This window comes from Candidatus Bathyarchaeota archaeon (assembly GCA_025059045.1).
In the GTDB taxonomy this organism is placed as follows: Archaea; Thermoproteota; Bathyarchaeia; order Bathyarchaeales; family DTEX01; genus JANXEA01.
In genome coordinates this window covers 47,372-72,446 of sequence record JANXEA010000013.1, presented here as the reverse complement: position 1 = coordinate 72,446, position 25,075 = coordinate 47,372, and the positions used below count along the sequence as shown (strand labels likewise).

At 46.1% G+C, this 25,075-nt stretch carries 34 protein-coding genes; 11 read left to right on the top strand and 23 right to left on the bottom strand.

What is annotated here, in order from left to right; genetic code table 11:
* Positions 1-299: 299 nt before the first annotated feature.
* Together NZ952_04860 and NZ952_04855 are read left to right on the top strand one after the other, a co-directional pair.
* The gene (locus tag NZ952_04860; GenBank protein MCS7120516.1) at positions 300-938 is read left to right on the top strand and encodes a hypothetical protein; all 639 of its coding nucleotides are present in this window, start codon (positions 300-302) and stop codon (positions 936-938) included.
* Positions 939-1,061: 123 nt separating this feature from the next.
* A complete protein-coding gene (locus NZ952_04855) occupies positions 1,062-2,243 on the top strand; it encodes a hypothetical protein (GenBank protein ID MCS7120515.1) in 1,182 nt (393 codons plus the stop codon).
* 22 nt (positions 2,244-2,265) lie between these two features.
* Here NZ952_04855 and NZ952_04850 read toward each other — a convergent pair whose 3' ends face one another.
* Positions 2,266-2,871, bottom strand: coding sequence for an RlmE family RNA methyltransferase (locus NZ952_04850; GenBank protein ID MCS7120514.1), 606 nt, complete (start codon positions 2,869-2,871; stop codon positions 2,266-2,268).
* Positions 2,868-3,251 carry a MarR family transcriptional regulator gene (locus NZ952_04845; protein MCS7120513.1) on the bottom strand — a complete coding sequence of 128 codons (384 nt, stop codon included), beginning with the start codon at positions 3,249-3,251 and terminating at the stop codon, positions 2,868-2,870. The genes NZ952_04850 and NZ952_04845 overlap by 4 nt, the downstream gene beginning before the upstream one ends.
* 113 nt (positions 3,252-3,364) lie before the next feature.
* On the opposite strand from NZ952_04845, the gene kae1 reads away from it, so the two are divergent.
* From kae1 to NZ952_04815, 6 genes are all read left to right on the top strand, one after another.
* Positions 3,365-4,408, top strand: coding sequence for a KEOPS complex N(6)-L-threonylcarbamoyladenine synthase Kae1 (gene kae1 / locus NZ952_04840; protein ID MCS7120512.1), 1,044 nt, complete (start codon positions 3,365-3,367; stop codon positions 4,406-4,408).
* Positions 4,392-5,030 carry a Kae1-associated kinase Bud32 gene (locus NZ952_04835; protein MCS7120511.1) on the top strand — a complete coding sequence of 213 codons (639 nt, stop codon included), beginning with the start codon at positions 4,392-4,394 and terminating at the stop codon, positions 5,028-5,030. Before kae1 ends, NZ952_04835 begins: the two co-directional genes overlap by 17 nt.
* Positions 5,031-5,036: 6 nt before the next feature.
* Entirely contained in the window at positions 5,037-5,645 is a 609-nt protein-coding gene (locus NZ952_04830) for an XTP/dITP diphosphatase (GenBank protein ID MCS7120510.1), read from the top strand.
* A gap of 294 nt (positions 5,646-5,939) precedes the next feature.
* Positions 5,940-6,380 carry a 30S ribosomal protein S15 gene (locus tag NZ952_04825; protein ID MCS7120509.1) on the top strand — a complete coding sequence of 147 codons (441 nt, stop codon included), beginning with the start codon at positions 5,940-5,942 and terminating at the stop codon, positions 6,378-6,380.
* 11 nt (positions 6,381-6,391) lie between these two features.
* Positions 6,392-7,855: a DHH family phosphoesterase gene (locus NZ952_04820; GenBank protein ID MCS7120508.1), complete on the top strand. Its 1,464-nt coding sequence runs from the start codon at positions 6,392-6,394 to the stop codon at positions 7,853-7,855.
* Positions 7,833-8,102, top strand: a complete 270-nt coding sequence (locus tag NZ952_04815; protein MCS7120507.1) for a KEOPS complex subunit Pcc1 — start codon at positions 7,833-7,835, stop codon at positions 8,100-8,102. The genes NZ952_04820 and NZ952_04815 overlap by 23 nt, the downstream gene beginning before the upstream one ends.
* Positions 8,103-8,162: 60 nt before the next feature.
* On the opposite strand, the gene NZ952_04810 is transcribed toward NZ952_04815, so the two are convergent.
* The 16 genes from NZ952_04810 to NZ952_04735 all read right to left on the bottom strand — a co-directional run bounded on the left by NZ952_04810 (position 8,163) and on the right by NZ952_04735 (position 20,635).
* Positions 8,163-9,902 carry a glutamate--tRNA ligase gene (locus tag NZ952_04810; protein MCS7120506.1) on the bottom strand — a complete coding sequence of 580 codons (1,740 nt, stop codon included), beginning with the start codon at positions 9,900-9,902 and terminating at the stop codon, positions 8,163-8,165.
* A 54-nt stretch (positions 9,903-9,956) separates the two neighbouring features.
* Complete coding sequence (locus NZ952_04805) at positions 9,957-11,036, bottom strand: polyprenyl synthetase family protein (protein MCS7120505.1); 1,080 nt, start codon at positions 11,034-11,036, stop codon at positions 9,957-9,959.
* Positions 11,033-12,169, bottom strand: a complete 1,137-nt coding sequence (gene fni, locus NZ952_04800; protein MCS7120504.1) for a type 2 isopentenyl-diphosphate Delta-isomerase — start codon at positions 12,167-12,169, stop codon at positions 11,033-11,035. The genes NZ952_04805 and fni overlap by 4 nt, the downstream gene beginning before the upstream one ends.
* A complete protein-coding gene (locus tag NZ952_04795) occupies positions 12,147-12,950 on the bottom strand; it encodes an isopentenyl phosphate kinase (GenBank protein MCS7120503.1) in 804 nt (267 codons plus the stop codon). Before NZ952_04795 ends, fni begins: the two co-directional genes overlap by 23 nt.
* On the bottom strand, positions 12,940-13,923 hold the full coding sequence (gene mvk, locus NZ952_04790; GenBank protein ID MCS7120502.1) for a mevalonate kinase: 984 nt from the start codon (positions 13,921-13,923) through the stop codon (positions 12,940-12,942). The genes NZ952_04795 and mvk overlap by 11 nt, the downstream gene beginning before the upstream one ends.
* Positions 13,924-13,949: 26 nt before the next feature.
* Positions 13,950-14,804 carry an AmmeMemoRadiSam system protein B gene (gene amrB, locus NZ952_04785; protein MCS7120501.1) on the bottom strand — a complete coding sequence of 285 codons (855 nt, stop codon included), beginning with the start codon at positions 14,802-14,804 and terminating at the stop codon, positions 13,950-13,952.
* 106 nt (positions 14,805-14,910) lie between these two features.
* Positions 14,911-15,558 (bottom strand): 30S ribosomal protein S2, encoded by a 648-nt coding sequence (rpsB, locus tag NZ952_04780; GenBank protein MCS7120500.1) that lies wholly within the window; start codon positions 15,556-15,558, stop codon positions 14,911-14,913.
* A gap of 14 nt (positions 15,559-15,572) precedes the next feature.
* Positions 15,573-16,823, bottom strand: a complete 1,251-nt coding sequence (gene eno, locus NZ952_04775) for a phosphopyruvate hydratase (GenBank protein ID MCS7120499.1) — start codon at positions 16,821-16,823, stop codon at positions 15,573-15,575.
* Positions 16,824-16,828: 5 nt separating this feature from the next.
* Positions 16,829-17,056, bottom strand: coding sequence for a DNA-directed RNA polymerase subunit N (locus NZ952_04770; GenBank protein ID MCS7120498.1), 228 nt, complete (start codon positions 17,054-17,056; stop codon positions 16,829-16,831).
* Positions 17,057-17,084: 28 nt separating this feature from the next.
* On the bottom strand, positions 17,085-17,495 hold the full coding sequence (locus tag NZ952_04765) for a 30S ribosomal protein S9 (protein MCS7120497.1): 411 nt from the start codon (positions 17,493-17,495) through the stop codon (positions 17,085-17,087).
* Positions 17,496-17,497: 2 nt separating this feature from the next.
* Positions 17,498-17,941, bottom strand: coding sequence for a 50S ribosomal protein L13 (locus NZ952_04760; GenBank protein ID MCS7120496.1), 444 nt, complete (start codon positions 17,939-17,941; stop codon positions 17,498-17,500).
* Positions 17,942-17,951: 10 nt separating this feature from the next.
* Positions 17,952-18,323 (bottom strand): 50S ribosomal protein L18e, encoded by a 372-nt coding sequence (locus tag NZ952_04755; GenBank protein MCS7120495.1) that lies wholly within the window; start codon positions 18,321-18,323, stop codon positions 17,952-17,954.
* A complete protein-coding gene (locus NZ952_04750) occupies positions 18,292-19,134 on the bottom strand; it encodes a DNA-directed RNA polymerase subunit D (protein MCS7120494.1) in 843 nt (280 codons plus the stop codon). Before NZ952_04750 ends, NZ952_04755 begins: the two co-directional genes overlap by 32 nt.
* Before the next feature lie 103 nt (positions 19,135-19,237).
* Positions 19,238-19,636, bottom strand: a complete 399-nt coding sequence (locus NZ952_04745; protein MCS7120493.1) for a 30S ribosomal protein S11 — start codon at positions 19,634-19,636, stop codon at positions 19,238-19,240.
* Positions 19,633-20,178, bottom strand: coding sequence for a 30S ribosomal protein S4 (locus tag NZ952_04740; GenBank protein ID MCS7120492.1), 546 nt, complete (start codon positions 20,176-20,178; stop codon positions 19,633-19,635). Before NZ952_04740 ends, NZ952_04745 begins: the two co-directional genes overlap by 4 nt.
* 1 nt (position 20,179) lies before the next feature.
* On the bottom strand, positions 20,180-20,635 hold the full coding sequence (locus NZ952_04735) for a 30S ribosomal protein S13 (protein ID MCS7120491.1): 456 nt from the start codon (positions 20,633-20,635) through the stop codon (positions 20,180-20,182).
* A 173-nt stretch (positions 20,636-20,808) separates the two neighbouring features.
* Here NZ952_04735 and NZ952_04730 point away from each other — a divergent pair, with 173 nt between their 5' ends.
* The 3 genes from NZ952_04730 (at position 20,809) to NZ952_04720 (ending at position 22,189) form a co-directional block, all read left to right on the top strand.
* On the top strand, positions 20,809-21,039 hold the full coding sequence (locus NZ952_04730) for an Lrp/AsnC ligand binding domain-containing protein (GenBank protein ID MCS7120490.1): 231 nt from the start codon (positions 20,809-20,811) through the stop codon (positions 21,037-21,039).
* A 16-nt stretch (positions 21,040-21,055) separates the two neighbouring features.
* The gene (locus tag NZ952_04725) at positions 21,056-21,280 is read left to right on the top strand and encodes an Lrp/AsnC ligand binding domain-containing protein (GenBank protein MCS7120489.1); all 225 of its coding nucleotides are present in this window, start codon (positions 21,056-21,058) and stop codon (positions 21,278-21,280) included.
* Between the two features lie 90 nt (positions 21,281-21,370).
* A complete protein-coding gene (locus NZ952_04720; GenBank protein MCS7120488.1) occupies positions 21,371-22,189 on the top strand; it encodes a hypothetical protein in 819 nt (272 codons plus the stop codon).
* Between the two features lie 7 nt (positions 22,190-22,196).
* Here the strand turns inward: NZ952_04720 and NZ952_04715 are convergent, their stop codons facing one another.
* Genes NZ952_04715 through NZ952_04695 form a run of 5 tightly spaced genes read right to left on the bottom strand, consistent with a single transcriptional unit; the run spans position 22,197 to position 25,048 of the window.
* A complete protein-coding gene (locus tag NZ952_04715) occupies positions 22,197-23,045 on the bottom strand; it encodes a 50S ribosomal protein L10 (protein ID MCS7120487.1) in 849 nt (282 codons plus the stop codon).
* 11 nt (positions 23,046-23,056) lie between these two features.
* The gene (locus NZ952_04710; GenBank protein ID MCS7120486.1) at positions 23,057-23,707 is read right to left on the bottom strand and encodes a 50S ribosomal protein L1; all 651 of its coding nucleotides are present in this window, start codon (positions 23,705-23,707) and stop codon (positions 23,057-23,059) included.
* Positions 23,708-23,755: 48 nt separating this feature from the next.
* Positions 23,756-24,253, bottom strand: coding sequence for a 50S ribosomal protein L11 (locus NZ952_04705; protein ID MCS7120485.1), 498 nt, complete (start codon positions 24,251-24,253; stop codon positions 23,756-23,758).
* Positions 24,246-24,737, bottom strand: a complete 492-nt coding sequence (locus NZ952_04700) for a transcription elongation factor Spt5 (protein ID MCS7120484.1) — start codon at positions 24,735-24,737, stop codon at positions 24,246-24,248. The genes NZ952_04705 and NZ952_04700 overlap by 8 nt, the downstream gene beginning before the upstream one ends.
* Positions 24,738-24,748: 11 nt before the next feature.
* Complete coding sequence (locus NZ952_04695; GenBank protein MCS7120483.1) at positions 24,749-25,048, bottom strand: protein translocase SEC61 complex subunit gamma; 300 nt, start codon at positions 25,046-25,048, stop codon at positions 24,749-24,751.
* Positions 25,049-25,075 lie beyond the last annotated feature (27 nt).

Sequence of the window (25,075 nt, the reverse complement as noted above, 5' to 3'; positions counted from 1 at the left end):
TGCCTCAATGCAATACTTGAAGCTTGCCCTCTGATCGGGGAAATAAAAATTCTCCCCGTAACATATAAGTCTTTTGCACATAAGAGTTGACTAAGAGGTACAGCATTTTTGAGTAGAGCCTAATATTTGGCTAAATTCTCTTATGAAGTTAATTTATGGCGACCATTATGTTTCCTGCCTTCTATTTCTTGCTTGAGGCGAGATCTAGCCCTTTTGACTGAAGATTCTTTGCTGATTAAAATAAAAGCTTAAATGTGGAGGCTATGTCTAATTTCTCTATCCGGGTGGAATAAAAAAGATTGGGGAAATTTGAGAAAGACTTGGATAAGCTGGTAAGTAGACTCTGTAAGGATGATGAAAATATTCTCAGAGAAATGGTCATCTTGAGGGATCATTTAATCGCTTTATATAGGAGGAACTTGGTAAAGATCAACCATTCAGTTATGGAGCTAGTCTGCGCCAAGCACCTCATTCTATCCGGCTATTCTGTAGAGGTTGAGAAGACTTTGAACAATATTTCATGTGATATATTTGGGCAAAAGGGCATGGGACGCCTGATAGTCGAGGTTGAAACAGGGTTTGTCCCCCCGGAGCACGCCCTTGATCCGACAACGTATATAAATGCTAGGATAACCAGTAAGATCACGAGATATAGCGGTTATGCTGACAAGTTTGCCCTTGCAATTCCACCTCATTATGTAATGCCGATTCATCCAATATTTTTGAGGCCGCCTCGCCATCGCCGTGAAGAGGAGATAAGACAGGCGAAGGATCTTTGCGATCTGTATTATAGCAATCCTCCTGTTACTCTTGAGGAAATAAGGAACGCAAGGCTTCATTCCATATATGTTGTTGATGTGGATAGTGGGACGGTAAGGGAAACTGACCCCTTGACCTATAGCGAAAGGTTTCGAGACATGTTCGGGTTAGAGAAGTAGGATGGTTTCTTGTCGACAATGATTATGAAAGATTCATAGGCTTTCATTTATTTTTGAATATTGTGATTCGCGAAACTTTCAATAATGCTCAGTCACAAATTTCATAAGGTTCGGTGAGGGGATTTGAAGGTTTATTTCGGCGTCTGCGGGCTTGGATTTGGGCATGTAGGAAGATGTGTTCCAATCGCAAGGCATCTTGCCAAATATGGTGCTGAGGTTTTGTTTTCGACTTACGGGGATGCAGTCGAGTATCTTAAACAGGAGGGTCTTCCATTTTTTGAGGCGCCTCCAATAGAGTTCAGAGTGAAGCCTGATGGGACTGTTGATTTTAGGCAGACCGTGGCTAATCCCGGTCCATTTTTGGCGTCGTTGATTCTTACTCATCAGATTGAATGCGAAATAAAGTATATGCGTGCATTCAAGCCTGATGTAGTAGTTTCAGACTCCAGGGTCTCGCCTCTCTTGGCGGCAAGAGCCTTAAACATTCCTGACGTATGTATCCTGAATCAGTTTCAGATAATTATACCTCGTAGATCAAGATTACTGAGGTTAGCGAAGCTTGTTGATACAGGAGCATTGGCCATAATCGGCAAGATTTGGACAAGTGGATCTGGGTATCTATTGATACCTGACTTTCCGCCGCCATACACGTTGTCTGCTGGGAACCTGAGGATACCTAACGCCTATCAGAAGCGTGTGGAGCTTATTGGTCCAATACTGCCGGTGAGACCGGAGGAGCTGCCTAGTAAGGATGAGATCAGGCAAAGGCTTGGTTTCGACATCAATCTTCCATTAGTTCTAATATCTATTAGCGGGCCTGTAAAAGAAAGGGCTTACATAGCTCAGGTCCTACAAAACATCGCATTAGACTTTCCGGACAATTATCAAGTCGTGGTTTCTCTTGGGAATCCTGGAAACTCCGCTGAATTGGCGCGTAAGAAGAATGTGGTTGTATATAGCTGGATTCCAAATAGGTTCGAGTTTCTTAAGGCTTGTGACATCCTCATATCCAGGGCGGGGCATGGAACTTTGACGCAGGGCATTATTTATGGGAAGCCGCTTATTCTCATTCCCACTCCAAGCCACACAGAGCAGATCAATAATGCTAAGAGGGCATATGAGATGGGAATAGCTAAAGTGCTCGAGCAAGAGAGCGTGAATAAGGAAACTATTATTGACGCGGTTATGGAGATGCTAACCGATCAGGAATATAGAAGGAATGTTGAGGAGATCAGGAGAGTAGTCGCCAGATATGACGGGTTAAAGACGGCAGTCGAGATCATCTCTAAAATTGCAGCAGGGTGAATATTGAAGGTTACGGCATATGCTAAGCCTGATAATTCAGGCCGAGCACGTAGATCTCTGCGCTTTCGGTTCTGCTTGCCTTAGGCTTGAATACTCTAACATCTAGAAAGAAATTCTTAACATGCTTTAGATACTCTTCGAATAGTTCACCTCTGAAGACCTTAACGAAGAATGACCCTCCAACCCTCAGAATTGAAATGGCTATGCTGAGCGAGCGTTCAGCGAGCTCTATCTGCCTTGCGTGATCAACTTCCCATACTCCAGAAACATTTGGCGAAACATCCGAGATCACTGCATCGGCCTGCCTTGGCAATATGGCCTTTATTCTATTCACAGTTTCGCGATCTAGGATGTCTCCGATGATGGTTTGGACATTATCGAAGCCTAAGTGCTCTATTTTTCGAAGATCCACCCCCAAGACAAAACCGTTATCGCCAACTATCTCTCTCGCGACCTGGAGCCACCCTCCTGGGTAGGCTCCTAAGTCTACTACAACGTCCCCGTCTCTTATGAAGCCATATTTTCTTATGGCTTCTAGAAGCTTGAAGGATGCGCGTGACCTATAATTCTCTTTCTTAGCCATCTTACTGAAGTGATCTTTCCTTCGTCTTCTCCAGTCGCTAGTCAATCATCCCCTCCACCCGATGCCTCAGTTTCTTTCGCTGAAGAGTCTAGTATCCATTGAGTTAACAGTTCGCAGTCATTTGGGCTAGTCTTTCCTCCTGCGCCGCATCTCAGGCTTTCATTGCATGTTAGGCATGGGCATGAGAGGATTGAGTCAATTGTGATAGGTTGCCTCTTCGAGAACAACCTGTAGGTCCATCTTCCATCCGAGAGAGTACGCTCGCGATGGATGAGCCCCCTTTTCTCAAGCCTAATTGAGATGCGTGACCCTTCCCTGCTACTTGCGTTCATCTGTCTCCAAAGCTCAGATTGCAGTATCCCTTTTTCACCTGAATTCATGATTATCTGTAGGGCCTTCTGCTCCATATCTTCTTGTCTCGTCATGGCAGCCACCACATTAAGTATCACATATATTATTATTTGCGGACCGTAGATAAAAATATGCGAGTAGATTGTTCCGGTCAAGCTTTCGGTAGTCACGCCTTTAAGAAAGAAACTTGTATAAATCATTGATTCGAATGCAGGATCGTTATTGCCTTGGGATTGAGAGCACCGCCGACGACTTCGGAGTCGGCATAGTCTCATTCGACGGCGAAGTTTTGGCAAATGTTAATGACACGTATATTCCTCCAGCGGGCGGCATACATCCAAGGGAGGCTGCTAGGCATCATGCATTAGTTGCAGGTAAAGTTTTGGCTGAGGCTCTAAAAAGGGCTGGACTTAGGCCGGAAGATCTGGCCGTTATAGCTTTTTCGCAGGGGCCTGGGCTTGGTCCTTGCTTGAGGACTGGTGCAACAGCAGCCCGAGCATTGGCATCCTACTTGAACCTTCCTCTCGTTGGGGTGAACCATTGTGTCGCACATATAGAGATTGGGAAGCTTGTTTGCGGCGTGAAGGATCCCATTACTCTTTACGTGTCTGGCGGGAATACTATAGTTTCAGCATTCGCTGAGAAAAGGTATAGGGTCTTCGGTGAGACATTGGATATTGCTGTTGGAAACTGTTTCGACACATTCGCCAGGGAGGCGGGACTAAGGCGGGATGGGGGTAAGCCTCTTGGAAGAATCGTTGAGGAAATTGCTTCTAGAGGCGAGAAACTTATCCCTTTACCTTATACCGTGAAGGGGATGGACCTCTCATTCAGTGGCTTACTGACCTCTGCGATTTCTTTGCTTCAAGGCGGAAAATATAGAATTGAAGACATATGCTTCAGTTTTCAGGAGACTGCATTCTCCATGCTAACTGAGGTGACTGAAAGGGCTTTAGCCTACACCGAGAAACGGGAGGTACTTCTTACCGGCGGGGTTGCTGCGAACAGGAGGCTTCAAACCATGATTGAGAAGATGGCGGAGGAGCATAATGCCAGTTTCCATGCGGTGCCGAAGGAATACGCTTTAGATAATGGGGCAATGATAGCGTGGACAGGCATATTGGCATTCAAGCATTCTCTTACCATTCCAATCGAAAGAAGCTTCGTCAAGCTTAAGTGGCGGCTTGACGAGGTTGAAATACCGTGGGTGAAGAATGAAGATGTTGCTTAAGAAGGGTGCGGAGGCAAGCCTCTACATCGAAGAATGGTATGGTAGGGAAGTAGTAATCAAGAAGAGGCTTCCAAAAGCGTATAGGATAGCTGAGCTTGATAGGCAGATTCGGGAGTATAGAACGAAGCATGAGCCTATGATCATGCATAGGGCTAAGGAGGCTGGTGTTCCGACACCCATCATATTCCTAGTTGAACCTGAGGAGGCGACTATAGTGATGGAGCATGTTGAGGGTGAACAGGTTAAAAATGTTCTTGATAGGCTACCCAGGGAGCAGAAGATAAATATATGCGTCAGAATCGGGGAATTGATCGGTAAACTACATAGGGCCGGAATAGTGCACGGTGACCTAACAACTTCAAATCTAATTTTGACGCCGCAGGGCAGAATAGTCTTCGTCGACTTTGGTCTAAGCGAGCAGACGAGTGAGTTGGAGCCTAGGGGCGTAGATCTGCATCTCATGAAGAGGGCTTTTGCCAGCACGCATTACAGGTATGCGGACGAATGCTTCAAGGCGGTTATAAGCGGGTACATGAAGGTTATGGGAGAGGAAGAGACCGAGAAAGTGATGAGGAAGATTATGGAGATAGAGAAGAGGGGGAGATACGTGGCGGAGAGATGAAAGGCTATGGGGTGTGGTGGCTTAGCATCAAATGTTTTCCCGTTTGGAAAATTAGTATTCATGGTTACTTCGAACATAAACAAGTTTAATGAGGCACGTAAAGTTCTTAGAGAGTTCGGAGTATCATTAGCCATGCTCAGGATCAAAGCAGTGGAAATTCAAGAAGACGACATTGAGAAGATAGCTATTCGAAGCGCCTTGGAGGCATCAGAGCAATTGCACTTGCCCATAATTGTGGAGGATGCTGGCCTATTCATAAATGCGTTGAACGGCTTTCCAGGCCCGTATTCCAACTACGTCTATAGAACAATAGGGGTAAGAGGGGTTCTAAAGCTCTTAGAGGGCCAAGATGATCGTAGGGCCTTCTTTAAGTCAGTTGTCGCCTTCTGCAATGGAAGAGGAGGCGTCAAGTGTTTCCAAGGTGTTGCCGAAGGAAGAATAGTGTTGCAGCCCCGTGGAGATTCGGGTTTTGGATTCGACCCAATATTTGAACCGGATAACTCAATCGGTAAAACGTTTGGAGAGATGCCTATCGATGAGAAGAACCTCTTCTCTCACCGCGCTCAAGCATTACGAAAATTCGCGGTATGGTACAAATCTGAGGGCGGCATATGATCTAGGAACTTGACTCATATTTGGCGAAGATCTACTACTGCATTATGCGGATGGCATACGTATTTGATGCCTTGCAAATTAAAACGAACAACTCAACGAAATAACTAAATCTTAACGTTCGGATGTATGAAATCATCAGTCTCTAAAACATATATTTGCAGACGCCTAAATTCGCGACAAAAAGTACTGCAATTTGGAAGTCTTTAAACATCTTAACATAATAAAAATACTATTCTGACAAAGCTTTTAAATATCTGATTTCCAGTTATGAAAGACCCTGACGGAGGATAAGAAGTGCCCAAGAAGGAGAAGGGGAAGACTCATTCCACTCGACCGCTTAGCAGACGGAGCCCCGCCTGGCTAAAATACACCTCTGAAGAGGTGGAGGCGCTAGTTGTCAAATTGGCCAGGGAGGGCAATTCCCCAAGCAAGATAGGCGTGATACTGAGGGATCAATACGGTATACCGCTCGTTAAGGCTGCCACAGGAGAGAGCATAACAGATATACTGAAGAAGCATGGGATCGCACCCTCTATTCCAGAGGATCTCGAATCTCTCCTCAGGAAAGCGGCCCGACTACGCGCTCACGTCGAGAAACATAAGGCCGACAAGTATAATAAGAGGGCCATCCTCATCGTCGAGTCTAAAATCCACAACCTATCAGAATACTATAAACGGAAAGGCGTATTACCACCGGATTGGAAGTACACGCCGCTGGTGCTCACAACGAGGTAGCCTGAATTATTATGGCCTTTAACAAGAGAACCTCGGACCTAATGGATAGGGCGAAAGAGGCTGCCGAAAGGATTTTAGAGGCAGCGAACAACGGATTAGGTTTTCTCGTCATATCTCATCGAGATGCAGACGGCATATCTGCAGCCGGGATTGCCGGAGCTTTTTTATCTAGGCTGGATGCGGCATTTAGAATACGCATCGAGCGATGGCTTGACGAAAAGGTTCTACAACAAATTTCCTTGGAAAAGGATTCCATCATAATCATGTGTGACATGGGCGGGGGAAATCTGGGCTTAATAAAAGAAAAGGCTGAAGCGAAAAACATAATCATATTCGATCATCACCAACCTGAAGATGGTAGGGATGACGAAAGTATACTGCATATAAATCCAACACTTTGCGGGATAGACGGCGGAAAGGAATTAAGCGGAGCCGGAACAGTCTATCTTGCATCCAAGGCAATCTCGGAGAATAATGTTGACCTAGCCCATCTCGCCGTAATCGGAGCATTAGGCGATATGCAAGACAAGTATGAGGAGAGGAGGCTAGGCGGCGTTAACGAAATCATTGTTGAGGATGCGGTAAAAGCTGGCTACCTAGAAGAAGAGACCGATCTCCTACTATTCGGAAGGGAGACAAGACCCATATATAAAGCGCTAGCGTTGACAACCAACCCGTATATACCGGGTATAAGTGGACAGGAGGATAGATCCATAGCCTTTCTCACTAAGCTGGGAATTCCGCTCAAAAGGGACGAGAAGTGGCTGGCTTTAAGAGACCTTTCACATGAAGAGAAACAAAGAATCTTCTCTGGTTTATGCGAGTACCTCTTGTCGAAGGGTTACAGAAGCGAGTCCGCCACAAGCCTAATCGGCACAGCCTACGTGCTTAAGCGTGAAGAGCCTTGGACCCCACTTCGAGACGCCAGAGAGTATTCCATGCTTTTAAACGCTGTAGGAAGAACGGGAAGGGCTGGTGTAGGAATTGCGATATGCTTAGGCGACCGCAACGCGGCTTTAGCGGAAGCGAATGTAGCCCTCGAGGAATATAGGCAGCTCATTTCAGAGCACCTAAAATTGTTAGAAACGAATAAGGAAAGGATAGAGGAGATGGACAGCATTTACGTGATACATGGCGGCCAGAACATTAATGAGAGCCTAGTGAGCACAATCTCATCAATACTGGCAACGAACCTGCCTAAAAGCGAGAAACCATTGATAGCTTATTCAATTGTTCCAGAGGAAAACATAGCGAAATTCTCGGCGAGAACAAATGAAAAAATGACGGAAAAGGGATTCAACATAGGGGAGATCATGAGAATATCGGCAGAGAAGTTTTCAGGAATCGGAGGAGGCCATAATATTGCCGCAGGGGCACAGGTTCCCATCGAGCATATTAAAAGCTTCATCGCATACGTTAATGATTTAGTAAGGGCTAGCTTGATGAGTCTGAGTGAAAGTGGAAGCCAAAATTAGCCTTGAATATGATGATTCAAGAAAGGCTGAAGCTATTTTCAAAGCAGTCTCACCAGATAATCTCAAAACACCCAAAAACATCTCAATAAAATCCTCACGAAGAGGAAACCAAGTCTCAGTTTTAATAACCTACGAAGACGAGAACCTTATGACCTTTCTTTCAACGATAGATGACCTTTTAAGCTGCGTTTCAGTAGCCGAAAAGGCCTTAGCAACCTTGAAGAAGGCGGACAGAGAAAAAGAATAATCGATTCAGTCAATTCTTATTTAACAGTAGTCAAAGGAATCTGATTTTCGCGGTTTGCAGTTATCTATGAGCAAAAAACACTATTGTCGGTTCACCTGTCTTGTCAACTCTGACGAAGCCGAAACGCTCAAACTGGATGATCTGGCCAACTGAGACCCCACGTAGGTTCCCTTCAGCCAGCCCCTTTCTAATTGATGCGTCTGGCATCACGACGTGGCATGAAATTGTATCCCTAGGCGGCAACCAGTGAATTAGAGGCGCCCCAACCCTCCTAGCATCCTCATAAGATTCGCTTACGAACCCTCCGGTGATTTCTCTACTACCAACACTCTGAACCCTCACATTGAATAGCTCCATCAGCCTAACAATTTTTCCAACATTCAAAAGTCCCATGTCGCGGCTTGAAACATAAATCTCAGCCTTTCCCCCATCCGGCTCAACCCTGAGTACACGATTTCCCCTTTCAGGTTTATCCGGATGAAGGGGGATTCTAGCTACGAATTCCTTATGAACCTCATTAATTACGAGCCTTACCGGATCATCTACGAAGAAGTATCTATCCGCAATTGGGTCGACAATCTTCCTATTGATGGCGTACAGATTCTCCCAGCTAAGTGTTATATCCACGGGTCTGGGGCCAATCTCTATGATGAGGCGCTTAATCGCTTCAGGCGTTATGCCACGCCTCCTAAGCGACATGAAAGTTGCAAGGCGCGGATCATCCCACCCCGTATATGTTCCATCCTGAACGCCCCTCAGGATTTTAAATTTACTTAAAGAGGCGCCAACAATCTTTAGTCTCCCATAATGAATTGCCTCCGGATACTTCCATCCTAAGTATCGATACAGATACTCCTGCCTCATCTGATTGGTAAGATGCTCCTTTCCCCTGATGATGTGGGTGACACCGTTTAGGTGATCATCAACACCATTCGCAAAGGCAAAGAGCGGCCACACATAATATTTTGCACCCAGTCTAGGATGAGGATACTTTTTCGGCGATATCACACGGAAAGCAGGCCAGTCGCGAACCGCTGGATTAGGATGCTCGAGATCCGTCTTGATCCTCATAACCGCCTCCCCTTCCTCATATCCTCCATCAATCATCCTTTTCCACCGGACCATGTTTTCCTCCGGAGTTAAGTCTCGACAGGGGCAGGCCTCCCTTTTCATAACCTTCCTTCGGAAATCCTCTCGCTTGCAAGTGCAAACATACGCGTTTCCATCTCTTAGCAGCTTCTCAGCATACTGGTAGTAGATTTCCATTCTATCGCTCTGGATATACTCCTCATCCCACCTGCAACCAAGCCATTCCAAATCATTCCTTATCAGATCAAAGAATTCTAGCGACGAACGTTTTAATCTCGGATCAGTATCTTCGAACCTAAGTATGAAACGACCATTGTACAGCCTAGCATATTCATGACTGAGAATTATCGCCCTGGCAGATCCGAGATGTAGAACGCAGTCCGGGTTTGGAGCAAACCTTGTTACAATCTGCGAATACTTCTCAATGTTAGGCAAGGGTGGAAGTACCTTCTTCTCCTCAATCTTGCTTCTTGAAAGGATTTCCGGCCAATTTTTCTTCGCAATCTCAATCTGCTCTTCCACAGGAATCATGTTCACTTCTTGGACCACATCCTCAACTATCTTGCGGATCTCATCTATCCTCGACTTCAACTCATTCCTTTCCGCGAGCAGTCTTCCAAGAACAGGGCCACTCTGGGCTTTACCCTTATGAGCGATCGCATTTGCTATGGCGATCTTCCTAACAATTTCCCTAATATCCTGAGATGACAAACAACCCACCAAAGATTCATGTTTGTAAATGATCAGCGTCAGATACTCGACACGTCACACTTGCCTCTCAATTAGGTAATGGGCTAAGGCTTTCAACATCTCTTTAGCCGGCGATTGGGGGAGGAACCCATCCACCATACTCCAGCTTTCCTCTACGATCCTTGCCGCTACTTTCCGGGCGTATTCAATCGACCCATACTTATTGATTATCGAGATCGCCCTCCTCTTCTCGCGTTCATCCTCTGTATGCATCCTGAGTATCCATTCAAGCTCTTTCCGATCACCATCCTCCGCTACCTCTAAAGTATGTATCATGATTAGGCTTAGCTTCCCCTCTGTTATGTCCATCCCCAACCCACCTTTCCCCTCGGCGAATCTTTGTCCAGTAAGGTCTAGCAGGTCATCTTGGATCTGGAATGCTATACCAATAGACTCTGCAAATCGTCCAATCTTCTCAACAACCTCGTCACCAACACCAGCGATCACGGCCGCCATCTTCGCCGCCATCCTTGCTAACGTTCCAGTCTTGAAGGCACAGGTCTGCATGTAATGCCTCTCAGAAACTTTGAACTTGGGGGTCAGATCTCTATGCCACGCTATGTCTATCGCCTGCCCAAGGCTAAGGTTAACCATCTCCTGAACGTAGATCTCATAGAGCTTCTTAATCTTCTCATTGGAAAGTTTCTTTTCATATTCCCTAAGCGCCAGTAATGGGATAAAATACATGAAGTTTGAGAGGTTTATGGCTACGTCTAATCCAAATATCTTATAAGTGCACGGTTTGCCTCTCCTAAAACTTGACGAATCTTCTATATCATCCGCTATTAATGTGCCATTATGAATTATCTCAGGGATGACCGCCAGATCTAGGAAATCATCTGATCTGACCCCTAAGGCTTCGCACACCATAAGGAAGAGTGTGGCTCTCCAACGTTTTCCTCCCCTATCAAGAAACTCCCAGAAGGGTTTGGATATCGTTTCATTCAAGGCGACGAGGTCGAGGTCGCCTCTAAGCGGCCTAATCATCGAAAGCACATATGCTTCGGTCATCTCTCTTGGCACAAACTTTTCAATACACCTATCTATAATCTCTGCTTTCTCCCTGAGTATCTTCTCCACATCATCTGTTCTCATTCTCTTAATCCCCCTCTTCTAGCGTATGTTTCAATCTGGAAACCTCTGGCTCTTAACCATTCGGCTGTCCTCCCAGTTATCACAATTGGTACGCTTCTCAGCTTTTCAAGGTCTGATGCGCCGCTAAGAAACATTACTGTTCTTAATTCGTGAATGACGAGGGCGATCTTTCTCTTCACATTCTCGCTGCCCTTCGAGGCTGCTTCAAGTATTGGAAGAGCGAACCCTGCTAGCGACGCGCCTATAGCTAACGATTTAGCCGCGTCCAGCCCCGACCTAATACCTCCTGACGCTATGAGGGGTAAATCTACTGACTGCGAGACCTCGACTAGACTGACAACTGTTGGTATCCCCCAATCCCACAAACTTATCCCAAGCTCCTCTCTAAGATGGTTCTGACGTTTCTTCGCCCTATAATATTCGACAGCTGCCCAGCTTGTTCCACCAGCCCCAGCGACATCTATAGCCGAGACGCCAGCACCCTTCAACCTCCTCGCGTCCTCCGCAGATATGCCGGCACCAGTCTCCTTCACGATAACCGGCACATCTAATGCCCTAGAGATCTCATCTATTTTTCCAAGTATTCCGGAGTAGTTTACTTCGCCTTCAGGTTGTATCGATTCTTGTAGTGGATTGAGATGAATTACGAGAGCATCAGCGTCTATCATCTCCACAGCCCTCTCCGCTAATCTTGCGCCACCCTCCATGCAGATCTGTGAGGCGCCAATATTTGCGGCGAGAAAAGCCGTTGGCGCCTTTTCCCTTGCAATCCTATACGTACTTTCAAGTTCAGACTTTTCTAGGGCGGCTCTTTGGCTCCCAACCCCCATCCCAATATTTAGATCTTCAACCGCCTCTGCGATGGCGGCGTTTATTTTCGCAGCGTTTTCTGTTCCCCCGGTTATAGCTTCTACGAAAATGGGTGCTGAAAATTTATGCGCGAGAAAAACCGTTGACAAATCAATGTCGCTCAGGTTTATCTCAGGCGCGGCCCTGTGAACCAGAAAGACGTCATCGAAGCCTGCACTCATCCTTCTTGCCTCGACATCCTCTCTTAAGCAGATATCTATATGCTCCTCCTTTCGTTCCACGATTTCCTTATCCCCAAACCTACGTCGTGATCTTTGTTCCAATAACTTCCTCCCCCTTCAATGCCTTCTCAATATTACCTTGCTTCGAAGCGTTAACTATTAAGATCTGGACACCACGGTTCGCCGGTTCAATAAGCTCACGTATTTTACCCATCATCCCACCGGTCACGTCTAAAGAACTCCCCCTAACTGATGTTTTGCACATGCGTTTAAGGTCTTTAACCGTGGCATGTATTATTAGTTGAGCCGCAGAGTTCAACTTAGGGTCAGAATCATACAGTCCATCCACATCTACGCCCATTATCATCTTCTCAGCTCCAAATTTGACGGCTATGTGCGCCGCTATCTGATCGCCTGAAAGTATCGAGAATCCCTGATGGACATCAAGTACGGCGTCACCGTAAAGAACCGGAGTCAAACGCATCTCAAGCGCCTTAAGCAGGGGTCTATAATTGAATAGGTGAATTCGACCCTTCTTAGTCATGATGAATGAGGAGGGCGCCATGCCTAAAGCGGGAACACCGGAATCGAGAAGACCCTGCAAGATTAGACGGTTAAGTGAGAGCATAGCCGCATGTGTCTCGGCGAAACCGAACAACTGATCATTCTCGATGAAGCCCTCAGCAATTTTATAGTGGCATGCAATCGGATGGCCGAAGCTTCCCCCGCCATGGATGAGGATTATCTTCTTTGACCCCATGCTTAGGGCCCGAGCTAACTCGTTAGACAGTCTTCGGATTGATTCGAAGTTAGGAGACATAGGTTTCTCCTTGAAGGTTAAGACGGATCCGCCGAGCTTCAACACTATGAGATTACTCTTCAAATCTCACTCCATCCATTGATCTCTTGGTTATGTAGGGCCTTCCACCAGCATTCTGTATAGCCTCAGCAATGCCGGAAATTTTGTCGCGGGTACCAAGAGCAATTATGCATCCTCCGCCACCTGCGCCTGTCAGCTTAGCTCCCAGAGCCCCCGCGTCTCTTGCGGCTTGAACAAGCCTTTCGATCCGCATATTTGATACGCCAATAGCATTTAGGAGGGAATGATTGATATTCATTATTTCGCCTAAGGCTTCAAGATTCCTATTCTTGAGGGCCTCGAGAGCTTGGGTCACAATCTCTTCACCTAGGCATACGATCTTGTCTATAAGGGCGGGATACCTAGTTCTAAGTTGAGAGACACGATTAACCATTTCGCCAGTCGACCTTTCCATTTGAGTATCCCCAATAATGATGGGTAGGTCAATGTCTAAATCTAGCCTTTCGACCCCTTTCCCCTTCTGATACAAGATGAACCCGCCGTAAATGGATGCGGCGGGATCTATCCCTGAAGGGTTTCCGTGAACGATTTTCTCGGCCTCCATGGATATCTTGAGGATTTCATCCCTCGACAATCCAGTATTGAATAAACGGTCCAACGCGGATGCGGAGGCAACAGAGACCGCGGCAGACGAGCCTAATCCAGAGGAGGCAGGTATCTCCGATTTGATCTCTAATTCGACCCCACCGGATTTTCCAGTCACATTTTGGAAGTGCCTTACCACTGAGAAGATGGGCTCAAGTTTCCGCCCAGCCTTTGAATCACCATCACAAATATGAATCACATCACCATCACAGTACCCCGAAACCTTCACATCTATTGAATTGACGAATATTCTTGCATCCCTTCTAGGCCTAGCCTTGACGGTCACACGCATATCGATAGCTGTCGCCAAAGCCGGCTTTCCATACACAACAAAGTGCTCACCGAACAGTATGACTTTTCCAGGCGCAGAAGCGGATGCAGATTCTTTCAACCCTGTAACTTCCTAGAAGGTTTGCTCTATCTCTCGAATACCATAGAAGCGTATCCAACAACTGCTGATGTGTCCCCGGTGATGTCTCCGCTGGTCTTGTATGCCAATAATTCGGCTTTGCCCGCTCCCATTCTTTTCACAGATCTAATCATAGCAGTTACAGGACCATACCCGCATGCTGAGACCCTATTCTCCTGAATTATTGAGTAGAAAAGTTCCTCATCAAGTTTTAATGCGGCATTCAGGGCTTTCATGTCCTTTCCATACGCTACCCTTTGCGGTTCATAATGGGTTAGGTCGGTGGACGCAATCACAACAGCGTTCCTATCATTTAAGGATTCGGCCAAAGATTCTCCAACATCTCTACATGTTTCAAGATCCTGCATCATAAAGCATATTGGAACAATCTTGAATGAAGACCCGTACAGATACTGTAGAAAAGGGAGCTGAACCTCGATTGAATGCTCATATATATGGGACGATTCATCTATGTCGATGATGCCGCATACCCGCCTAATCTGCCTTGCCAAGCCTGTATCAATTTCTACGTCCCCCAGAGGTGTGCGCCAAACCCCCTCCTCCATCATAGCCACTCCACTTCCTAATCCAGTATGGTTCGGACCAAGAATTACCGCAACCTCTATTAATCCGTCGAGGGCAAGACGATGATAGGCGTAGGCCGCCACGGGTCCAGAGTACATATATCCAGCATGCGGCGACATCAACCCTACAATTCTTCTAGGCCCATCCTTATTGACAGTTGGAATGCTGCCGGGTCCAAACTCATGCTTGAAGCATTCTTCTATCTGTCTTCTCAGGGACTGCGGTGACCCGGAATAGAAGCTACCCGATACGCATGCATTTCTAATCTTCTTTACCAGAGTGAATCTCCTCCCCGCATCAGGAAGCTATGCAGAATCAATTATTCTGGTCTATCTAAGAATATAAAAGCCTTTAAAGATTAGAGAGGCTTGTAGAAAATTAGCATTATTCTGTTTTCTCAGTTATTTTCACTTCAAAGTCCTCTATGGAGAGAGATATGTTGCCGTCAGGCGGAATCTCCCCTCTCTCACGGAGAATCTGACGGGCAAGGAGCCAATATATCACGGCCAGAGCCCGCCGCCCCTTATTATTTGTTGGTATCGCCAGATCAATGTTTGCGAAGTCGTTGTCCGTGCTGCATAAGGCGACAACTGGTATCCCCAAGGCTGAAGCTTCTTTAATGGCTTGGATGTCTGCCCTAGGATCCGATACCAAGATGACATCCGGCTCTATACGTTTTGGATAGACTGGGTTGACAAGCATTCCGGGGACAAATCTACCAGTTATCGGAATTGCGCCTACGACCTCGCAGAACTTTTTGGCTGGCTCCTGCGCATATAATCTAGCCGCAACCACCGCTATCTTTGAAGGATCGAAACGCGACAGGAACCTGGCCGCGGTCCTAATCCGCTCATCCGTCTTCTTTATGTCCAACACAAATAATCCGTCACTTCTAACTCTATAGATGAATTGCTCCATGTCCTTTGTTTTTATTTTTGTGCCTATATGGATGCCAGCGGACAGCATTACGTCCTGGGGGAGCAGTAGTCCCTCAGCTGCTGGTTGAGAAACCTCGCCTTCCTTTTCAGCCATTTCCCACTCTTCCTCTAGATTTTTAGTCTTGCCATCATTGCTCTGGGTCCAATAATCCCTTCAATGCGGATTAACTCGTTCAGCTTGGCTGCTCTTTCCCCTCCGATGACCCCGGTCTTAATTACTGGTGCATCAAAAGCAACAGCCAAATGAGAAATATGTGTAGATGTTGTCTCTCCAGATCTATGAGAAACCACGGGAACATAGCCATGGTCCTTCGCAAATTTCGTCGTCTCCCATGTGTCAGATAAAGTACCAACCTGGTTCATCTTGATGATTATCGCGTTACCAGCCCTTCTTTCCGCACCCAACCTTAGCCTATCAACATTGGTCACAAATAAGTCGTCGCCGCAGATAAGGCAGTCCTTGACTTTTGAGGTTAGTTTTTCGAAGCTTTCAAAGTCTTCTTCATGGAACGGGTCTTCTACATAGACGAGCTTATATCTTTCAATCAGGCTGATGACGTATTCCATTTGCTCCTCCGTACTTCTAATCAGCCCATCCCGTGAATAGACGTATCCTTTCTTCTCCGGGTCCCAAAGGGATGATGATGCGAAATCCAAACCGGCTCTGCAAGAGAAACCTACCTCCTCGCTTACCTCTTCACATGCGGTGAACACTGCTTCGAGCGCCTCATCATTTGTGATGTTTGGCGCCCAAGCTCCTTCATCCCCCTTTCCCCCAGTAAACGTTGGATCAATCTTCTTCAGGATATCCCTCAATTTCTTGTGGACGGCCACGTTTGCTTCAACCGCCCTAGCGAAGGAAGGCGCACCGACCGGTAAAACCAGAAACTCTTGGATATCAGTCGCCTTTCCAAGCGCATGTTTTCCGCCGCCAAGAACATTTCCAAGAGGGTACGGCAAACTTGAGGCAAGAAAGCCTCCGAGATACTGGAATAATGGAAGACCATAAGTATCTGCGGCCGCGTCTGCCACGGCGAGTGAGACCGCGAAGGCAGTGTTTCCCCCTATGTTAGCGAAGTTATCTGTACCGTCAATTTCATGCAATATTTTATCTACTTCATACTGGTCGTCGGCGTATAGTCCAATAATCTCCGGCGCGATGATCTCTTCAACCTTCTTAATTGCCTCGTCAACTCCGCCTCTAGGAAATGGTATGGCTTCAGCTCGTCCAGTACTTGCCCCGCTGGGCGCTGAAGCGCTGCCAAACCCTTCAGCGGTGAAGACGTCAACCTCGATCGTCGGGTCTCCCCTACTATTTATTATCTTGCGTGCTACCACATCTTCAATCACGGTAGACATTTTCATCACTCCTCTTTACTCTTGCTCTCAATTATCGTTTTATCGTAAAATTTGATAATTTCATCAATAATGTCGACATGAGATAGAAGCATTCTGCGGCAGCAATAACGCTTTATCTTAAGCTCGTCAAGGACTTTTCCAGCTGCCTCCCCACCCTTAACTCTCCTCGCAAATTCTTCCCATTTATCGCCTATGACTTTTCCACAGGTAAAGCATCTCACGGGTATTATCATTTTCATTCATCTCCTTTCAGCGATCATGTCACCTATAGCTCTTCTGATCACGTGCTCGCGCACCCGGCCCACCGAACTTCCTCGGTTCCTTCTGCCTAGGGTCTCCTGAAATGAGCGTCCTGTCATACTTCATGAATAAGCTTCTTAGATGTGTACTCTTCGTCCACTTCACTAATCCCCTTGCAATAGCTATTCGGGCGGCTTCAGCCTGCCCCATGAAGCCGCCGCCCCTCGTCCTAATGTCGATGTCCACCCCTTTTAAGACATCTTCCGCTAGCAACAGTGGTTCACGAATCTTTTCCCTTGCAACCTCAGGATTAAGTATCTCCAGTGGAACCCTATTTATCTTGACTCTCCCAACTCCGGGTCTTATTATCGCCTTTGCAAAGGCTGTTTTACGTTTTCCGCTGATAACCAGAACTCTTTTCGCTTCGGGCATATCTATTCTCCCTTCCAACCGATACTCTGCGAAAGTTGAGACACCGTAATATATGGACATTTAAGCTTTCCCGCATCTGCCTCCGAGATAGTTTCCCTTTCTACATTTTCAAATTCTCGAGGGACACCGATAAATACTCTTAACCTCTTTAATGCCTGGATCCCCCGGGGCTTTTTCCGGGGAAGCATCCCGCGGATCACCTTCTTGACGATGGTGTCAGGTCTTCTTGGGTGAATTGGACCTTTCCTATAATGCCCAACCTCAAGAAACTTCATCGACTCCTCGATTATACTCGCTTTTTTCCCAGAAATCAACGCCTTTTCAGCATTAACTATGACTATTTTTTCGCCTGCAAGAAGCCTCTTAGCAACTATGCTGGCCATTCTTCCAAGAATTAGACCCTTAGCATCTATCACCGTAACCTCAGCCTTTCCTGATTCCCCCATCAATGCAACTTCACCCAATGATTCTTACCCTTGAGCCTTTTGGGTTCATCTCAATTAATTCCGGAATGGATAAGCATTTCCCCTTCGCAGCCATTATCTTCAGCCTTGCCTGCTCCGAGAACGAGAGCGCTGCAACTTTTACTGGATGAGTTATTTTTCCTGCTCCTAAGACTTTTCCAGGCACAACTACCTCCTCATCGGGTAGGGCATAACGGTTTATCCTACTCACATTTACGGCTATTCTTCTCCTTCTCGGTTTGGAGAGCCTTTCCGCTATATCTCTCCAGATTGGCGCATCATTCTCCCGTGATTTTTTCTCTAGCAACCGAATGATGTTTATAAGCTCCGGATTAGTGCTCCTCAACCGCTTCTTGGGGCTCATTTTGAATCTCCATTAACTTCTTAACAAATTCGGAAAACTTTTTCTCATAAATCTTCAAACCTTCGGTTAGGATCCGCTCAATCGGGAGAGAGCCTGTTCCTTCTATATAGAAGATGAAGGAATCTTCTTTCTTCATCACTTTTATGGCGGAAGGATCCTTCTTACACGCTCTTACACAATCTTCGCATAAGGTACAGCTCATCAAATCCGCCACTTCAACACTATTTCCATACTTCTTCAGAACTTTCTTGGGGCAAACCTGAACGCATGCTCCGCATGCATCGCAGACCTTCCCATCTATTTCCACTATGGGCACATGCCTATAAACACATGCAGAGACAGGCTGCCATTTGGCATGGTCTTTTCCGCGACCCAATTTCGCATATGCTTCAAGCCTAATCCTCTGACCAGGAGCCAACTTGACTATGGGGATTCTGTCACTCACAGGAATGATTCTTGGATCCTCAGAGACCAGATCCCCCGAATAGACTGTTCTGACAGAGCCTTCGGCCTGGACGTCAAGCGTTAGGATCACCCGGCAAAGCTTGCATCCAAGTTCACTTCTGCATTCACATTCTTCAGGAAGATTATAAGCATCCAGATCTGTCTTTAACGGGATTAGGCCTAGCCTTAAAGCCAAGATCTCATCATGGAGAACCGATGAATTTTCGATGACCACCACATCGTCTATGGCCATTGTCGGAACCTCTGAATGCATGATCCTCCTTAGAGTATTCGCTAGAGGGGCCGACACGCCTTCCACAAGGAAGGTCATCGAACTTTCAGTCCTGCTCATTATCCGAAAGCTCATCTTTAAACCTCATAATGGAAAATCCATCTTGGCCTAGGTTTTCTCACATAAGATTGGAGAGCTATTTCAACTTTTCGCCAACATGTTTACCAGTATATGGAGGCTAGACTCTGCGTCCTCTCCGACCGCCTTTTCGTCTAGTTCCATCATGAGGCAAAGGCGTAACCTCTTCTATCCTTCCTATCGCCTTGAAACCTGCACGAGCCAAAGCACGGATGGCAGCTTGGGCTCCCGGTCCAGGAGTCTTTGCACCAGATCCCCCGGGCGCACGCACCTTAATATGGATCGCCGTTATCCCCTTATCTTTTGCGATGCTTGCGGCATGCGCAGCAGCCCTCATGGCAGCATATGGTGAGGACTCCAGCCTATCAGCCTTTACAAACATTCCACCGCAAGCTCGCGCTATGGTTTCAGCTCCAGAAAGATCGGTTATATGGACAATCGTATTATTGTATGAGCTATATATGTGAACAACACCCCATTTTTCCTCTTTTTTACTCATCCAGCATTCTCCTCCTTAGCCACGGCTAAAATTGTTTGCCTTAAAGGATGATCTAGGCTGGATAATCGGCTTGTAGGCGCGTACCTAATTTTCTCCTCTTCCACCTTGGGAACAAGGTACCCTGGAGAGAAAACTTTTTTATCCCCTATTGCTATGTGTCCATGGACTATTAGTTGCCGAGCCTGATAAATCGTCTTCGCAAGTCCCTTCCTGAGGACAAGTGTTTGAAGTCTTCTTTCGAGAATATCCTCAACTGTCAGGTCGAGAACATTGTCCAGAACCGATTCTTCCGATAAGATTCCGAGCTTCTTCAATCTCCCCAGAAGTAAAGATTCACGGGCAGCCCTTTCCGAAGGTGGCATGCTGAGGAGCGATCTCGCTATCCCCCTAATCTTTGACAACATGGTCTTATGACGCCAGAGCTCAACCTTGTTTCTTAAACCATACTCTCCTAGGAGACGGAGCTCAGCCTCCAAAACGTCTGACCGCCAAGGGAAACGTGGAGACTCATACTTCTTCTTCTGTCTTCTAGGATCGCCCAGCCTACTTCGCCTCCCTCTTCTTTTTCACACCTACCGCTTTGCCTTTCCTGCCAGTTGTTCTTGTCTTCTGTCCCCTCACTTTAAGACCGTATGCATGCCGATATCCACGCCACGACCTGATCTCCTTCATCCTCTCAATATTGGTTTTAACCTGGAGATCTAGGTCGGATGTAATAAGATGATTGTCCTCACCGGTTTCCGGATTTCTGCGGTAATTTAGAAGCCACGAGGGAAAACCAAATTTTTCCACATTATTGATTATCTCTTCCAGCTTTCTTACATCGCCCTCCGAAAGAAAGCCTAAACGTTCTTCAGCCGGAATCTCGGCTTTGCTAATAATGGCGTTAGCAAGTCTAACGCCTATCCCTTTTATGCCGCTGAGAGCATAAGCTACCTTAAGGGATCCATCTAAATCTTTACCTGCTAAGCGGACAATATGCTTGAATTCTCTGGACATCAACTTTGCCTTCAGACCGTTGATCATCATGGAAGATGCTGGATTTTATTTAAAGTTTGCGCTAAGCAAACTTGCAAATTTAGAGAAAACGGAAAACTTGCAACGTCACGCTCATTCAAAGTTAGGAAACATATTAATAAATCTAGGCATATAACCATCCTCGAGGGATCAAAATGGTTTCAGCATGCGTGTTAGTGAGAACTTCACACGGCAGATTTGATGAGGTTGTACAAAAAATTCGGCAAATTAAGGGTGTTGAGAAGGTCTTTCCAGTTCTAGGCAGATATGATGTCGTGGTTGATCTAGGCGATCTTGAACCTATGGAGCTACAGTCCACAGTGCTAAGGATTGGGAGGCTTGCAGGAGTCGTATTTACCGAGACTCTTGTAGAAATCAAAATTTAAAGGTGAGTGAAATAGAATGCTGAATGCATGTGTACTGTTAAAGATTGTACCTACAAAGGCTGAGACTATTCTACGAAAAGTTCGCGCAGTCTCAGGTGTCAGAAAGGCATATCTATGCTATGGAAGGTTCGACCTAGTTGTCTTCATCGAGGTTGAAGACTACAAAGAGCTGAGAAGAGCGACAAGCGAGATTAATGGAATCGAAGGCGTTAGAAGCAGCGAAACTCTCGCGGAGGCTTAATCACCTTAATATTTTTTAATCTTTCAAATGTTCGCCAGTTAGAGAGACTTTTAACTCTTCAGAACGTGATTCCAGCAGAGCCGGAAAGGTATGTCGCTTATAATTGCATCTAACCTTGACGTTGCCGCCTTAAACATTGCCAAACATCTCATTGAAGACTATCATTTTGAAAAGCAGGATTCAATAATGTTCGGCAACCAATATTACGCAAAAAGTCTTAATGACGGGGAGACCCTAAAACTCTGCTTCATAGATGAGGAATCTGTAAATTCGCAGTCCATCCAATTTCCACCTGATACCCGACTGGTAATATTTATCTCTAGACATAAAAGTGAAAGTGGGAGGCCTACTTTATCAGTTCACGTTCCAGGCAACATTGGGGAACAATCTTTAGGCGGGCTTCCAAGAAAAGTTTCGATAGCTCCCGCAAGCGCAATGAAGGAAGCCCTTAAAGCAATGAAAGAGGCTCATGAGGAGGCGGACCTTGGGTATGAAGTTTCGTATGAGTGCACACACCATGGACCTTCACTCGACATCCCCACATTGTTTGTTGAGCTTGGAAGCACGATGAGGGAGTGGACATCTTCGGAGGCCGCTGCAATAGTGGCGAAGGGAGCCATTGCAGCCGCTTCAAACCGTAACATAAGCCCGACAGTTGTGGGAATCGGCGGACCACATTACAATATGAAATTCACAAGAATGGCGCTTGAGACGGAGACAGCTTTCGGTCACATAATTCCAAAGTACATGGTTAAAGTACTTGACAAAGATATTTTGATGCATTGCATCCAAAGAAACCTTGAGCCAGTGAAAAAGATACTTTTGGATTGGAAGGGGATAGAAGGAAAAGATAAGGAAAGACTCATGCGCCTCGTATCTGATACCAATCTAGAAGTTCAGAAGGTGTAGTCTTCGATCAGCCAGGAATCTTGTTCGATATTGCAAGAGCCTCATAGTATGCCCTGATTATTAGATCTCTGATATTCTCGCTGCAAGGATAAGCCGAGTTAACGGAGAGGTTATGGGCTTCCTGAATCGCTCTCCAAATAAGGATCCGAACATTTTCTCTCATCGGATAAGCCGCGTAAAGCGAAACCTTCATGGCCTCCTCATGGGCGGCGCTTATATGCTTCTTATACATGTCCAAATCCATTTTCAATTCTTTTTCAGTTAAAACGGATTCGCCGTCACATACAACCTTAATTGTGAGCCCCATCTCAACAGCTTTTATCCCCAGCTTCGACAGAATCGGCGCGAGACTCTCCGATATTCTCTCACCCTTCCTAGCTACTACCGTGTCCCGGTTGATCCAGACGCTTCCAGACTCTATTCTCGTCATAATACCAACCGAGCTTAGCTGGCTAATAATCGGGCCGGGGGGAAGCCCAGTATTCCCCGCTGGAACTATCACATCTTCTGTGGCAATATCTCCAGCTTTTGCGAAGTCTTTTACTCTGCTCTTCTCGAGAATTAGTTCAAGTTTGAATGGATTGAGATTTGTGAACAGAAAAAGGTTAGAACCTCTCAAATGATCTCTTATCTTGTCGAGAACCGACTGTTTACCCATTTTTATAAGCGCTTTCTCGAAGAGGGTATTCTTTATCACACGTAAGACAGCCTTTCCATCCAGTTTTTTCCTAATTTCCTGGAGCTGAGAAGCTCTAACCTTATATAGATCCGCTATCCCAATGATCTGATAATTGCGGATCAAGATAGCTACTTCTTCAACCTTCTCCGCTTTCCGCATGAGAGATTGTCTTTGCAACTTTCATCCCTCTAGATTCTAATCTCTACAGGCGGGCCCATAGTGGTTTTTATGAAGACCCCGCCTATATCACTGAGACCCCTCTTAAGGCGACCCCTCAATTTGTTTATCACCGCCTGTATGTTTTCAGCGAGGTCGTCATCCGCCATACTTTCTGTTCCAATTCTACATTGGAGAACAGGTTGTCCACGCGCTCGAATCTGCACGATTCTCCTATGCCTCTCAATCTCTTCTTCAATATTCGCTGTGGGCGGAACTGGCGTTGGCATCTTGTTTCTTGGTCCAAGGATGGCGCCGAGGGTACGGCCTACCAGAGGCATAAGCGGAGCTGACGCAATAAACGCGTCAACCTCATTTGCAATTTTTCTCTGTTTCTTCTTATCAGTTGCTAGGCCTTCCAAATCTGAACCCTCTAGAACCAGGTCTGCGCCAGCTTTCCTAGCTCTTAAAGCCATGTCCCCACTCGCTATCACAGCTACCTTCACTTTCTTGCCTATTGGTCTAGGAAGTTCAACCGTTTCCTGTATTCTTTCCTCCGGTTTCTTCACGTCAACGCCGCTAAGGTTTATGATCAATTCTACCGATTGTTCAAAATTCCTTTTTGGGGATTTATTTCTCATCTCTTGAATCGCTGCCTTAATACTCTTCATCTCTAAAGACATTTTACACGCCTTGGAAATTATCAAGTTGCTCTGTCAACAATAAAAACGTTACTTATCAACTTTATCAATGAGCATGTGATCGTAAAGTCCCTTATCAACCTCTTTGAGAACGTTTTTCGGATCTTTCCCATCAATGGTTACGCCCATGCTCACACAGGTTCCTATAATCTCTTTCACTGAGGCCTTTAGACCTCTTGAAAGTTGTGTTGAACGTTTAATCCTCGCTATCTTTACAACCTGATCAAAGGATAAATTGCCAACTTTTTCAGTATTCGGTTTTCCCGATCCCTTCTGAATCCCTGCCTCCTTAACAATCAGGGCGGCTGTGGTCGGTATTCCAACAGAGATCTCAAAGCTCTTCGTCTCCACATCCACAATTATCTTTACCGGCACCTTCATTCCCGCATATTCCTTTGTCTCCTCATTTATTCTGTTAACTATTGCTACAACGTTCACACCTAATGGGCCTAATGCCGGGCCAATCGGCGGACCCGCAGTAGCCTGCCCGCCGCTTACGAGAACCTCAACAACCTTTTTCTCAGGCATTTGCACCTTCACCCTCAACATTTTCCGATTTTTCCGCTATTCTAACGTAGTCTGCGTGAACAGTAATCGGCATCGTGAAAGTCGCCTCCAGGAGCTCCATTGTAACCTCCTCCTTAGTTCTATCTATAGACGTTATCTTCGCTTTCATACCCTTGAATGGGCCGCTTATCACTTCAACTATATCGTTTACTTTAAGCTCCTCGATGATAGGTTTGACAATAATGTATTTCTCCACATCTGATAAAGAAACAACTCCGGGAACCCTCGATCTGACGTGTTTCACTCCTGAGATGGCATCCTCAATGATGTGTGGACCCTCAGCCTCTATAAAGATGTAGCCTCTCAAAGTTTCGGGAACAAGTATCGCCTTAACCGGTATCTTGTTGGCTTCAACCCTGTTATTTACAAGATTAGCAACATTTCTCTCTTGGCCGACAGTGGTTCGCACAGCGTACACCATTGTCCTCGAGTTTTTACCGCCCATAATGAAGCCGCCTACCCAGGAATGCTTCCCATCATGAATGAGGCGAGAATCTTAATTATGTACCCCAATGTGCCAATGGTCGTTATTCCCAAAACACAGACTTTTACGGTCTGCCAAAGCTCATTCCTGTCCGGCTTTCTAGCCAAATGAAGAAGTCTTGAACAGGCTTTGATGAATGACGCTAAGCCCAAATTTGACCCATCCATTCCTAATAGACTCTTAACAGAAAGGAGTAAACGTCTTCTATATAAGAGTATCACTAAATCTAGAAAGGGAAAAGAAAAACTGGTTTGTAGAAGTTTATGCGGCATCTGTTTTCACCAAGATTTTCCGACATA

Bases quoted from the DNA above. Each gene is read 5' to 3' on its own strand.
- NZ952_04845 (MCS7120513.1), bottom strand. From the start codon at position 3,251: ATGACGAGACAAGAAGATATGGAGCAGAAGGCCCTACAGATAATCATG.
- NZ952_04835 (MCS7120511.1), top strand. From the start codon at position 4,392: ATGAAGATGTTGCTTAAGAAGGGTGCGGAGGCAAGCCTCTACATCGAA.
- NZ952_04830 (MCS7120510.1), top strand. From the start codon at position 5,037: ATGGGGTGTGGTGGCTTAGCATCAAATGTTTTCCCGTTTGGAAAATTA.
- NZ952_04820 (MCS7120508.1), top strand. From the start codon at position 6,392: ATGGCCTTTAACAAGAGAACCTCGGACCTAATGGATAGGGCGAAAGAG.
- NZ952_04805 (MCS7120505.1), bottom strand. From the start codon at position 11,036: ATGAGAACAGATGATGTGGAGAAGATACTCAGGGAGAAAGCAGAGATT.
- rpsB (MCS7120500.1), bottom strand. From the start codon at position 15,558: ATGGCTGAAAAGGAAGGCGAGGTTTCTCAACCAGCAGCTGAGGGACTA.
- eno (MCS7120499.1), bottom strand. From the start codon at position 16,823: ATGTCTACCGTGATTGAAGATGTGGTAGCACGCAAGATAATAAATAGT.
- NZ952_04770 (MCS7120498.1), bottom strand. From the start codon at position 17,056: ATGATAATACCCGTGAGATGCTTTACCTGTGGAAAAGTCATAGGCGAT.
- NZ952_04765 (MCS7120497.1), bottom strand. From the start codon at position 17,495: ATGCCCGAAGCGAAAAGAGTTCTGGTTATCAGCGGAAAACGTAAAACA.
- NZ952_04760 (MCS7120496.1), bottom strand. From the start codon at position 17,941: ATGGGGGAATCAGGAAAGGCTGAGGTTACGGTGATAGATGCTAAGGGT.
- NZ952_04755 (MCS7120495.1), bottom strand. From the start codon at position 18,323: ATGAGCCCCAAGAAGCGGTTGAGGAGCACTAATCCGGAGCTTATAAAC.
- NZ952_04750 (MCS7120494.1), bottom strand. From the start codon at position 19,134: ATGAGCTTTCGGATAATGAGCAGGACTGAAAGTTCGATGACCTTCCTT.
- NZ952_04745 (MCS7120493.1), bottom strand. From the start codon at position 19,636: ATGAGTAAAAAAGAGGAAAAATGGGGTGTTGTTCACATATATAGCTCA.
- NZ952_04735 (MCS7120491.1), bottom strand. From the start codon at position 20,635: ATGTCCAGAGAATTCAAGCATATTGTCCGCTTAGCAGGTAAAGATTTA.
- NZ952_04730 (MCS7120490.1), top strand. From the start codon at position 20,809: ATGGTTTCAGCATGCGTGTTAGTGAGAACTTCACACGGCAGATTTGAT.
- NZ952_04725 (MCS7120489.1), top strand. From the start codon at position 21,056: ATGCTGAATGCATGTGTACTGTTAAAGATTGTACCTACAAAGGCTGAG.
- NZ952_04720 (MCS7120488.1), top strand. From the start codon at position 21,371: ATGTCGCTTATAATTGCATCTAACCTTGACGTTGCCGCCTTAAACATT.
- NZ952_04710 (MCS7120486.1), bottom strand. From the start codon at position 23,707: ATGTCTTTAGAGATGAAGAGTATTAAGGCAGCGATTCAAGAGATGAGA.
- NZ952_04705 (MCS7120485.1), bottom strand. From the start codon at position 24,253: ATGCCTGAGAAAAAGGTTGTTGAGGTTCTCGTAAGCGGCGGGCAGGCT.
- NZ952_04700 (MCS7120484.1), bottom strand. From the start codon at position 24,737: ATGGGCGGTAAAAACTCGAGGACAATGGTGTACGCTGTGCGAACCACT.
- NZ952_04695 (MCS7120483.1), bottom strand. From the start codon at position 25,048: ATGCCGCATAAACTTCTACAAACCAGTTTTTCTTTTCCCTTTCTAGAT.